Genomic DNA, 10,455 nt, shown 5'->3' on the forward strand with positions numbered 1-10,455 from the left:
GGGGGAGCTGACTTGTCAGCGATGACGCCTGTCGCGCCAACCCACTTCTTACAGACTGTGCTGAATCCAAACTGTGGGAGCGGGCTTGCTCGCGAAGAGGCTCGCCCGGACACTGAAGATTCAAACCTTGGCACTGACCTCACTGCGATTGACCAGCGCTTCGAGCGCCCCGCTCAAACTCGCAGCTTTATCCCCAACCAGCAGATGCCAGACCCCACCTTCCAACTGGCTGACACCCTGGCATCCCAGCTCTTTCAACTGGCTCTCCGACAGCGCCTTGCCATCTGACAGCAGCAAGCGAATCCGGCTCATCGCAATGCAGTCCAGTTGCAGCACGTTGTCGCCACCACCCAGCGCATTCAACCATTGCTGAGCTTCGGAACCAGCGACCACAACCGCTTTCGGTTCATCGATCACCACCGCTGACGCAGCTACCAGCGCACGCCCCAATGCCGGCATCGCCAAGCGAATCTCATCGGCAATGCTGTCGGCCATCGGCCCAACGACGACCTGCAAACTGCCGCCCTTGCCCGGGCGTACAACCGCCATGGCGCCGAGTGCTTTCAGGTCAGCATCCGAGGCCTTATTGCGATCGACCATTTCCAGACGTAGACGCGTTGTGCACGCTCCGACAGTCAGCAGATTCTCTGCACCACCGAGTGCCTTGATGTAAGCGCTCGCGCGTTCGTTTTCAGTGAGTACGGCTTTTTCACTAACAGCCACATCCTCGCGCCCCGGCGTCTTCAGATTGAAGCGACGAATGCAGAAGTCGAACACCGCGTAATAAATGACCGCATAAGCCAACCCCACCGGGATCACCAGCCAGCCGTTGGTGGACTTGCCCCAGCCGAGCACCATATCGATGAAGCCGCCGGAGAAGGTAAAGCCCAAATGGATGTTCAGCATGTTGGTAATCGCCATCGACAACCCGGTCAGCAACGCATGCAGCAGATACAACAGTGGCGCCAAAAACATGAAGGCGAATTCGATGGGTTCGGTTACCCCCGTCAAAAACGAGGTCAGTGCCATCGACAGGAAAATACCGCCCATGACTTTACGGCGTTCTGGCAGGGCGTTGCGGTACATCGCCAGGCAGGCGGCTGGCAGGCCGAAGATCATCATCGGGAACATGCCGGTCATGAACTGGCCGCCCTTCGGATCACCGGCGAAGTAGCGCGACAGATCGCCAGTCACCAGTGCACCTGTGGTTGGATCAGTGAAGTTGCCGAACACGAACCACGCCATGTTGTTGAGGATGTGGTGCAGGCCGGTGACGATCAGCAGGCGGTTGAACACGCCGAAGACGAAGGCGCCAAGGCTGCCGCTTTCCATCATCAGTGCGCCGAAGCTGTTGATGCCGTGCTGGATCGGCGGCCAGATGTAGCCGAAGACCACGCCCAGACCCACCGCTGCGAAACCGGTGACGATCGGGACGAAACGCCGGCCGCCGAAGAATGCCAGATACTCCGGCAACTTGATGTCCTTGAAGCGGTTGTACAGCGCACCGGCCATCAGGCCACTGACGATCCCGGCGAGCATGCCCATGTTGATGCTCGCGTCGAGCACCTTCAGTGTGGAGATCATCACCAGATAACCGATCACCCCGGCTAGGCCGGCGGTGCCGTTGTTGTCCTTGGCGAAGCCGACCGCGATGCCGATGGCGAAGATCATTGCCAGGTTGGCGAAGATCACTTGGCCGGCGTCGTGAATGATCGCAATGTTCAGCAGGTCGGTGTCACCCAGACGCAGCAGCAGGCCGGCAATCGGCAGGATCGCGATCGGCAGCATCAGCGCACGGCCGAGGCGTTGCAGGCCTTCGATAAAGAGTTGGTACATGGCGTTTGTCCTTGTTGTTTTTGTTAGCGCAGAGGCCAGTGTTGATGACAGGCATGACGCACCGCAGAGGCGCTGCTCAGCTTGAGCAGGTCAAGGGCGAGGCGTTGGCATTCGGCTTCGTGTAACTGGCGCACGCGATCCTTGATTTCACCGATCTGCACCGGGCTGACCGACAGTTCGGTCACGCCCAGACCGATCAATACCGGCGTCGCCAGCGGATCCGAGGCGAGGGCGCCGCAGACGCCGACCCAGCGCTTGTGCACCGCTGCGCCTTCGCAAGTCATGGCGATCAGGCGTAGCAGTGCCGGGTGCAGGGCATCGACGCGGGCGGCGAGGCCAGCGTGATCGCGATCCATGGCCAAGGTGTATTGCGACAGGTCGTTGGTGCCGATGGACAGGAAGTCGGCGTGTTCGGCCAGTTGCTCGGCTTGCAGCGCGGCGGCCGGGACTTCGATCATCACGCCGATTTCCGGGCGCTGAGTGATGTTCAGTTCAAGGCACAAGGCATCGATGCGCTGACGGATGTGCAGCAACTCGTCGACTTCGGTGACCATCGGCAACAGGATCCGGCAGCGCTGCAACGGGCTGACTTGCAGCAGCGCACGCAGTTGCTGGTCGAGGATTTCCGGCCGGGCCTGGGCCAGACGAATGCCGCGCAGGCCGAGCACCGGGTTGGCTTCGGCGGGCAGCGGCAGATAGTGGAGTTGCTTGTCGCCACCGACGTCGATGGTGCGGATGATCACCGATTTATTGCCCATTGCATCGATCACGGCCTGATAGGCACTGCGCTGTTCTTCGACATCCGGCGCGGTCTGGCGATCCACGAACAGAAACTCGGTGCGCAAAAGACCGACGCCGTCGGCGCCGTTGGCAAAGGCGTCCGCCGCCTCGCTGCTTGAGGCAACGTTGGCGACTACTTCGATGGCTACGCCATTGCGTGTTTCGGCGGGCAGATGCGCTTTGGCTTGCTGGGCATCGCGACGTTGCTGGCGGTCGATTTGTGCTTGCTGAACTTCAGCCAGACGTTCGGCATTCGGTGCCAGTTCGAGGCGTCCACCATCGGCATCAAGCACCACGGCTTGGCCTTGCGGCTGATCGAGCAACGCAGCACCTAGCGCAACCATGCACGGCAGACCTTTGCCACGGGCCAGAATCGCTACGTGCGAAGTTGCGCCACCCTCAGCCATGCACAACCCGGCAACACCTTGGGCGCTCAGTTGCAGCAGATCCGAAGGCGTCAGTTCATGCGCGGCGACGATGGCGCCGGCCGGCACGTCGTAATGCCAGTCTTCGCCGAGCAGGGCGCGCAGTACCCGTTGCTTGAGGTCGCGCAAGTCGTTGGCGCGTTCAGCCAGCAACGCGCTGCCGGTGTGCTGGAGCACTTCGCACTGCACGTCGATCGACTGACTCCAGGCATGGGGCGCCGCCGTGCCTTGCGCGATGGATTGTTGCGCGGCATCGAGCAGGGCCGGGTCTTCCAGCAGTGCCAGGTGCGCGGCGAAGATCGCTTCCTCGTCGGCATTGCGCTGTTTTTTCGCTTGAGCGAGGGTGCCTTCAATTTCGCCGCGCACCTGATTCAGCGCGCTTTCAAGCACCTGCTGTTGCGCCAGCGGATCATGACTGCCCGTGTCGGCCGGCAAGCTGATTGCGTTCAAACGAAACAGCTGCCCACCGACCAATCCGGGCGCCGCGCATACACCGTGCAACACACCCGCTTCGGCCGGGCGCTTCAGCGGTGCAGCACTGACGGGCGCCGCAGCGTGATGATCGTCCGGCAAGGCTGTGGCCAGCGCCGCGATCAATGCTTGCAGTGCGGCTTCGGCGTCCGAACCCTGGCAGCTGACTTGCACTTCATCCTGCTCAGCAATCGCCAGGCCCATCAAACCGATCAGACTGTTGCACGGCGCCGATTTACCGGCGAAGTGCAGTTGCGACTGGCTCTTGAAGCCCTGCGCGGTCTGTCGAATCAATGCGGCGGGGCGCGCATGCAACCCGCCGCGATGAGCCACCAGCACATGCCCGTGAACCTCAGGCCCGCCGACCTCTTCAGCATTCGCCGCCGAGCCATTGCGCGCAACAATGTGCAGCAACGGCTCACCGACTTTCACCGCTTTGAGGGTGATCGGCCGTACCTGAAAATCCTGACTGTTGGTCAGGATCAACAGACTGACCAGGCTTTTGCACTGCCGGCCGACCTTGTCCAGGTCGTAGCGCAACAGCGGCTGGCCTTTGCTCACCCGCACGCCTTCCTTGACCAGCATCGAGAAGCCTTCGCCGTTCAACTCAACCGTGTCGAGGCCCAGGTGCAAGAGGATTTCCGCGCCGTTGTCGGCGCGTACGGTCAGTGCATGGCCGGTGCGCGCGACGTGGATGATCACGCCGGAACACGGCGAATACAGGGTGTCGTTGATCGGGTCGATGGCAATGCCGTCACCCATCGCGCCGCTGGCGAACACTGCGTCCGGGACTTTGGCGAGCGTGAGCACCGGGCCGCTGAGCGGGGCGCTGAGGGTCAGCTCTTTATTGTTGTTGTGCATGGCTCGGTCTCATCAGGTGTGCAGTCATTCGGGCTTAGTGCGTACGCGTAACTTTGCTCAGGTGGCGCGGCTGATCCGGGTCCATGCCTCGGGCCACGGCTAAACCGGCGGCCATCACGTAGAAGCTCTGGATTGCCAGAATCGGATCGAGGGCCGGGTGTTCGGCGCGGGTCAGGGTCAGGTCGCGTTCGCTGACATCATCCGGTGCTGCCAGCAACACACGGGCGCCGCGTTGACGCATTTCTGCCGCGAGGCTCAACAGGCCGGCCTGTTCCGCGCCGCGTGGAGCGAACACCAGCAGGGGATAGTGTTCGTCGATCAGCGCCATCGGGCCGTGACGGACTTCGGCGCTGCTGAACGCTTCAGCCTGAATGGCCGAGGTTTCCTTGAACTTCAGCGCCGCTTCCTGAGCAATGGCAAAACCGGCGCCACGACCGATGACCATCAGGCGTTCGCAGTCGCGCAGCGCTTCGATGGCCACGCTCCAGTCCTGTTTTGCCGCTTCGCGCAGACCGTCGGGCAAGGCGTTGTGTGCTTCCAACAGTTCGTTGTCCTCTTTCCAGTGCGCGATCAAACGGGCGCTGGCGCTGAGGGTGGCAATGAAACTTTTGGTTGCGGCGACACTGCTTTCAGTACCGGCGAGCAGCGGCACGCTGAACTCGCAGGCAGCTTCCAATGGTGAGTCGGCGGCGTTGACCATCGACACGCTCAGTGCGCCGCGTTTGCGCAACAGACGCAGGCTGTTGACCAGATCCGGGCTCTGACCCGACTGCGAAAAGGCGAACGCGACCTGACCGCTGACCTTCAACGGCGCTTGCTGCATGGTCACCACCGACATCGGCAACGACGCCACCGGCACACCCAGTTGCTGCATGGTCAGGTAGGCGAAGTAGCTCGCCGCGTGGTCGGAACTGCCGCGTGCAACAGTCATCGCCACTTGCGGTGGCTGACGGCGCAGGCGCCCGGCGATCTCGATCATTTGCGGGTCGAGTTGTTGCAGTTGGGCTTGTACGGCCTCGAACGAGGACAGCGCCTCTTCAAGCATTTTTGAAGTCAATGTCTTCTCCTTCGACCATGACGGCGGTCAGTGTGAGTGAGCGATCCAGCCGCACGCAGTCGGCCCAGGCACCCGGTTCAAGGCGCCCGCGTTCGTTGATGCCGAGGTAGTCGGCGGGGAATTGCGAAAGACGTTGCGAGGCTTCGGCAATCGGCAAGCCGATCTTCACCAGATTGCGCAGAGCCTGATCCATGGTCAGGGTGCTGCCGGCCAGAGTGCCGTCGGGCAGGCGCACGCCGCCCAGGCATTTGGTCACGGTGTGGCTGCCGAGCTTGTATTCACCGTCGGGCATGCCGGCGGCGGCGGTCGAATCGGTGACGCAGTACAGGCACGGGATCGAGCGCAGGGCCACGCGGATCGCGCCGGGATGCACATGCAGCAAGTCCGGGATCAGCTCGGCAAATTTGGCGTGGGCCAGTGCCGCGCCGACGATGCCCGGTTCGCGGTGATGCAGTGGGCTCATGGCGTTGTACAGGTGAGTGAAACTGGTGGCGCCGGCATCGAGGGCGGCGACGCCTTCCTCGTAACTGCCGAGGGTATGGCCGATCTGCATGCGGATGCCACGGCTGCTGAGTTCACGAATCAAACTGTCATGGCCGGCGATTTCCGGGGCGATGGTGATTACCCGGATCGGCGCGAGTGCCAGATAGTCTTCGACTTCGGCCATCAACGCGGTGTGGGCAAAGTTCGGTTGTGCGCCGAGTTTGCCGGGATTGATGTACGGCCCTTCGAGGTGTACGCCGAGCACTCGCGCGGCACCTTTCGGACGCTGCTCGCAGAAAATTCCGACGTCCTTCAATACGCTGGAAATCTCGGCGCTCGGCGCGGTCATGGTGGTGGCCAGCAGCGAGGTGGTGCCGAAACGCACGTGGGTTTTGGTGATGGTCTCGAAAGCGCTGGCGCCTTCCATGATGTCTTTGCCGCCACCGCCATGGACGTGCAGGTCAATGAAGCCTGGCAGCAGATAGGGCAGGTCATTGTCCGCCGGATCGCACGGCACGCCTTCGATCGACACGACTTTGCCGTGTTCGTGGACCAGCCGGCCGCGAATCCAGCCGCTGGCGGTGAGGATGTTGTCTTCTGACATTTCGGTTCTCGCTTTGGGCCGTTTTAGCGGCGCAGCTCTTTATCTACGCAGCTCTGCAACAAAGTCGTAGTAGTCGTTGCGGCAATAGGTGTCGGTGACTTCGATCGGCGTGTTGTCTTCCAGGTAGCCGACCCGAGTCATCAGTAGCATGGCGGTGCCGGGGGCGATGCCGACCAGTGCGGCGAACTCGTCCGAGGCATTGATCGCCTGAATGTGCTGGAGGGCGCGGACAATCGGTTTGCCGATGCCGTCGAGGTATTCGTAGAGCGAATCGCCGACCAGTTGTGGCTTGGGCATGATCGAGGCGGGCAGGGTGCTCATCTCGATGGCCATCACGGTGTCGTCGGCCTTGCGCAGGCGTTTCATGCGCGCGACCTTGTCGTTCGGCGACAGGCTGAGGCGGATCAATTCTTCGTGGGTTGGCAGTGTGACTTCGCGTTCCAGCCACTGCGAGCTGGGCACAAAACCCTTGAGGCGGAGCATCTCACTGAAGCCCGAGAGGCGTGACAGCGGTTGTTCCAGGCGTGGCGTGATGAATGTGCCGGAACCTTGCAGACGACGGATCAGGCCTTGATCGAGCAAGACCTCCAGCGCTTTGCGGGCGGTGACCCGGGAGATGCCCAGTTGCTCGCTGAGATTGCGCTCCGACGGCATCGCCTGCTCGGCTTTCCACTGCCCGGCATGAATCGCCGATTCCAGATTGCGCGCCAGTTGCAGGTACAGCGGCGTCGGCTGGGAGTCATCTGGACGTAGGGCGTGGAGGTCGTTCATGTAGGTCATTTCCGGCGCGAGTATAGGATTGTTGTGGCTCGCTTGTGGGGCGAAAATTAATACCACTTGAATACCATGTCAACGCAGGGAAATGGCTGATTACCCGATGAAATGGCGGGTCATGAAGGGTGTGGTCTTAAGTGGTATTGGCGGTTGGCTATAAAAAGCAAAAGATCGCAGCCTGCGGCAGCTCCTACGGTCGAGAGTGGTATCACTCAGGTAGGCGCTGTCGCAGGCTGCGATCTTTTGATTTATTTTTTCGAGAGCGACCAAAGGTAGCGGTGGTTGGCCACATCTGTGGCGAGGGAGCAAGCTCCCTCGCCACAGGTTTCGGTCAGGCTAAGGGCGGATCTCGACCATCGTGCCGTCCGGTACCATATTCCACACTTCGCGCATGTCGACGTTACGCATGGCGACACAGCCATCGGTCCAGTCCAGCGTGTGGAACAGGTCTTCCGGGGTTTCTTCCGAGTCCGGTGTGCCGTGGATCATGATCATCCCGCCAGGTTCGACGCCTTCACGTCGGGCGCGCGCGGAATCGGCGATGTTCGGGTAGGAGATGTGCATCGACAGGTTGAATTTGTCGCTGGTCTTGCGCCAGTCGATCCAATAGAAACCTTCCGGTGTGCGCTTGTCGCCTTCAATCAGTTTGGGGCCTTTCTTCGCGCCTTTGCCCAGAGAAATACGATAAGTCTTGAGTGGCTTGCCGTCGGCGATCAACTGCAGTTGATGAGCTGATTTGAGCACCAGCACTTTTTCGATCAGAGGCGTGTTGGAGGGCGTCACGGTGGTCACGAATGACGCTTGCGATACCGAAACGAACGACAGGCAGAACAGGGCAAGCAACCAGCGCATTGAAACGATTCCCCAGGAATTGAAGCCGATACTTTATTTATAGAGGTTGTGCAGACGCTGTTGCAGCCCGCGCCTGGTGTATCGGCCGGGCGGCGACGAGATTAAGTGATGGCTGGCTGAGCGAGCGGTGGAATCGATTCGGAGCGAACCGGGTAGACCTCGCTACGCCGGTCAGCGAAGAAACATTCTAAGGTACGGCCCACCGTGCGGAAAGCCAGCTCGTCCCAAGGGATGTCGGCTTCGTCGAATAATTGCACTTCGAGGCTTTCGGGGCCGGCGGCAAAATCCAGGTCGACCAGCTCGGCGCGGAAGAACACATGCACCTGACTGATGTGCGGTACGTCGATCAGCGTATAGATGCTCAGGTTGCGCACACGGGCGCAGGCTTCTTCGGCGGTTTCGCGGATGGCGGCCTGCTCGATGGTCTCGCCGTTTTCCATGAAACCGGCGGGCAGCGTCCAGTAACCGAGACGCGGCTCGATGGCACGGCGGCAGAGCAGCACTTTAGTGCCCCAGGTCGGCACGCATCCGGCGACGATATTGGGGTTCTGATAGTGAATGGTCTGACAGCGGTCACAGACAAATCGCAGCCGCGAATCGCCTTCGGGAATGCGCTGGGTCACCGGGTTGCCGCACTGGCTGCAAAATTTCATGCTGGGGTTCCTGAATGCTGCGCCTATCTTGGCGTGCGGCGGTGCCGGTCGGCAAGTTGTCGTTTCGCGACATGCTCCGGCGAGGGGCTTGGGCGGTCGCAATGATTGGTGCATGATGCAGGGTAAGGCACAGATCGAGAACACTCATGCTGGACGAGCTACTGCATCGGGTAAGCAACCACACACCGCGCACGCTGGAGACCGACAAACGTTTCCCCGAGGCCGCCGTTCTGGTGCCGATCACCCGCAGTGACGAGCCAGAACTTGTGCTGACCCTGCGCGCCAGCGGTCTCTCGACCCACGGCGGCGAGGTCGCTTTCCCCGGCGGACGTCGGGATCCCGAAGACCCCGATCTGATCTTCACCGCTCTGCGTGAGGCCGAGGAAGAAATCGGCCTGCCGCCCGGACTGGTCGAAGTGATCGGCCCGCTCAGCCCGTTGATCTCTCTGCATGGCATCAAGGTCACGCCTTATGTCGGGGTGATTCCCGACTTTGTCGAGTACCAGGCCAACGACGCGGAAATCGCCGCCGTGTTCAGCGTCCCCCTCGAATTCTTCCGCAAGGATCCCCGCGAACACACCCACCGCATCGACTATCAGGGGCGCAGTTGGTATGTGCCGAGTTATCGCTACGGTGAGTTCAAGATCTGGGGGCTGACGGCGATCATGATCGTCGAGTTGATCAACCTGCTGTACGACGCGAAAATCAGTCTGCATCAGCCACCGAAAAGCTTTATCAACACCTGAAGCCATCGTTCGAATGGTCAATCACCGTGAGCCCTGAGGGAAACAAGATGAAATACCGCTTGGGCGACGCCCGTGTCGAGACCCACCCGCAGAGCTGGGTCGCCCCCAATGCCGTGCTGGTGGGCAAGGTCAAACTGGAAGAGGGTGCCAACGTCTGGTTCAACGCCGTGCTGCGTGGCGATAACGAATTGATCCTGATCGGCAAGAACAGCAATGTGCAGGATGGCACGGTGATGCACACCGACATGGGCTTTCCGCTGACCATCGGCACCGGCGTGACCATTGGTCATAACGCGATGCTGCACGGGTGCACCGTTGGTGATTACAGCCTGATCGGCATTAACGCGGTGATTCTCAACGGCGCGAAAATCGGCAAGAACTGCATCATCGGCGCCAATTCGCTGATAGGCGAAGGCAAGGAAATTCCTGACGGTTCGCTGGTCATGGGCTCGCCGGGCAAAGTCGTGCGCGAGCTGACCGAGCCGCAAAAGAAAATGCTTGAAGCCAGTGCCGCCCACTATGTGCATAACTCGCAGCGTTATGCCCGTGATCTGGTTGAGCAGGAAGAATGAACACACCCGAAAGACCTGTTGCCTCGCCGTGCGTGAATATTTGTGCGCTGGATGAGGATGACATCTGTACTGGCTGCCAGCGTTCGGTTGAAGAAATCACCCGCTGGGGCCGCATGACCAATGACGAGCGCCGGGTGGTGCTGGGGTTGTGTCATGAGCGGGCGAAGGCGAGTGGGTTGGTGTGGATGATTCCTGCGAAACCGTGATCGACTTCAGATTGCCCTCACCCTAGCCCTCTCCCAGAGGGAGAGGAGACTGACCGGGTTGATAGTTCGAGCTACATCGACCTGAACTATTGAGACGAACTCAATTTTTGAAAAGCCCCCGATCGGCTCCCTTTC

Annotated in this window: 10 protein-coding genes; 3 read left to right on the forward strand and 7 right to left on the reverse strand. The window is 60.8% G+C overall.

Features of this window, described 5'->3' with window-relative positions; translation table 11 throughout:
- Nucleotides 1–120 precede the first annotated feature (120 nt).
- The 7 genes from nagE to F2P67_RS01140 all read right to left on the reverse strand — a co-directional run bounded on the left by nagE (nt 121) and on the right by F2P67_RS01140 (nt 8,796).
- A complete protein-coding gene (gene nagE / locus F2P67_RS01110; protein ID WP_166216311.1) occupies nt 121–1,836 on the reverse strand; it encodes an N-acetylglucosamine-specific PTS transporter subunit IIBC in 1,716 nt (571 codons plus the stop codon).
- A gap of 23 nt (nt 1,837–1,859) precedes the next feature.
- Nucleotides 1,860–4,373, reverse strand: coding sequence for a phosphoenolpyruvate--protein phosphotransferase (gene ptsP, locus F2P67_RS01115; protein WP_166216314.1), 2,514 nt, complete (start codon nt 4,371–4,373; stop codon nt 1,860–1,862).
- Nucleotides 4,374–4,407: 34 nt separating this feature from the next.
- The gene (locus F2P67_RS01120) at nt 4,408–5,430 is read right to left on the reverse strand and encodes an SIS domain-containing protein (protein WP_166216317.1); all 1,023 of its coding nucleotides are present in this window, start codon (nt 5,428–5,430) and stop codon (nt 4,408–4,410) included.
- Nucleotides 5,411–6,517 (reverse strand): N-acetylglucosamine-6-phosphate deacetylase, encoded by a 1,107-nt coding sequence (gene nagA / locus F2P67_RS01125; protein ID WP_166216320.1) that lies wholly within the window; start codon nt 6,515–6,517, stop codon nt 5,411–5,413. Before nagA ends, F2P67_RS01120 begins: the two co-directional genes overlap by 20 nt.
- 39 nt (nt 6,518–6,556) lie before the next feature.
- Nucleotides 6,557–7,288 (reverse strand): GntR family transcriptional regulator, encoded by a 732-nt coding sequence (locus tag F2P67_RS01130; protein ID WP_425511008.1) that lies wholly within the window; start codon nt 7,286–7,288, stop codon nt 6,557–6,559.
- A 339-nt stretch (nt 7,289–7,627) separates the two neighbouring features.
- Entirely contained in the window at nt 7,628–8,143 is a 516-nt protein-coding gene (locus F2P67_RS01135; protein WP_166216326.1) for a L,D-transpeptidase family protein, read from the reverse strand.
- A 101-nt stretch (nt 8,144–8,244) separates the two neighbouring features.
- Nucleotides 8,245–8,796 (reverse strand): NUDIX hydrolase, encoded by a 552-nt coding sequence (locus F2P67_RS01140; RefSeq protein WP_166216329.1) that lies wholly within the window; start codon nt 8,794–8,796, stop codon nt 8,245–8,247.
- A gap of 146 nt (nt 8,797–8,942) precedes the next feature.
- Here F2P67_RS01140 and F2P67_RS01145 point away from each other — a divergent pair, with 146 nt between their 5' ends.
- From F2P67_RS01145 to F2P67_RS01155, 3 genes are read left to right on the forward strand one after another with little or no spacing between them, the layout of a single operon-like run.
- A complete protein-coding gene (locus tag F2P67_RS01145) occupies nt 8,943–9,542 on the forward strand; it encodes a CoA pyrophosphatase (RefSeq protein WP_166216332.1) in 600 nt (199 codons plus the stop codon).
- 47 nt (nt 9,543–9,589) lie between these two features.
- Nucleotides 9,590–10,114, forward strand: a complete 525-nt coding sequence (locus F2P67_RS01150; RefSeq protein ID WP_034154816.1) for a gamma carbonic anhydrase family protein — start codon at nt 9,590–9,592, stop codon at nt 10,112–10,114.
- Entirely contained in the window at nt 10,111–10,320 is a 210-nt protein-coding gene (locus F2P67_RS01155; RefSeq protein ID WP_166216335.1) for a DUF1289 domain-containing protein, read from the forward strand. Before F2P67_RS01150 ends, F2P67_RS01155 begins: the two co-directional genes overlap by 4 nt.
- Nucleotides 10,321–10,455: the final 135 nt, after the last annotated feature.

Source organism: Pseudomonas atagonensis, assembly GCF_011369485.1.
In the GTDB taxonomy this organism is placed as follows: Bacteria; Pseudomonadota; Gammaproteobacteria; order Pseudomonadales; family Pseudomonadaceae; genus Aquipseudomonas; species Aquipseudomonas atagonensis.

Bases quoted from the DNA above. Each gene is read 5' to 3' on its own strand.
- ptsP (WP_166216314.1), bottom strand. From the start codon at position 4,373: ATGCACAACAACAATAAAGAGCTGACCCTCAGCGCCCCGCTCAGCGGC.
- F2P67_RS01135 (WP_166216326.1), bottom strand. From the start codon at position 8,143: ATGCGCTGGTTGCTTGCCCTGTTCTGCCTGTCGTTCGTTTCGGTATCG.
- F2P67_RS01155 (WP_166216335.1), top strand. From the start codon at position 10,111: ATGAACACACCCGAAAGACCTGTTGCCTCGCCGTGCGTGAATATTTGT.
- nagA (WP_166216320.1), bottom strand. From the start codon at position 6,517: ATGTCAGAAGACAACATCCTCACCGCCAGCGGCTGGATTCGCGGCCGG.
- F2P67_RS01140 (WP_166216329.1), bottom strand. From the start codon at position 8,796: ATGAAATTTTGCAGCCAGTGCGGCAACCCGGTGACCCAGCGCATTCCC.
- nagE (WP_166216311.1), bottom strand. From the start codon at position 1,836: ATGTACCAACTCTTTATCGAAGGCCTGCAACGCCTCGGCCGTGCGCTG.
- F2P67_RS01145 (WP_166216332.1), top strand. From the start codon at position 8,943: ATGCTGGACGAGCTACTGCATCGGGTAAGCAACCACACACCGCGCACG.
- F2P67_RS01130 (WP_425511008.1), bottom strand. From the start codon at position 7,288: ATGAACGACCTCCACGCCCTACGTCCAGATGACTCCCAGCCGACGCCG.
- F2P67_RS01150 (WP_034154816.1), top strand. From the start codon at position 9,590: ATGAAATACCGCTTGGGCGACGCCCGTGTCGAGACCCACCCGCAGAGC.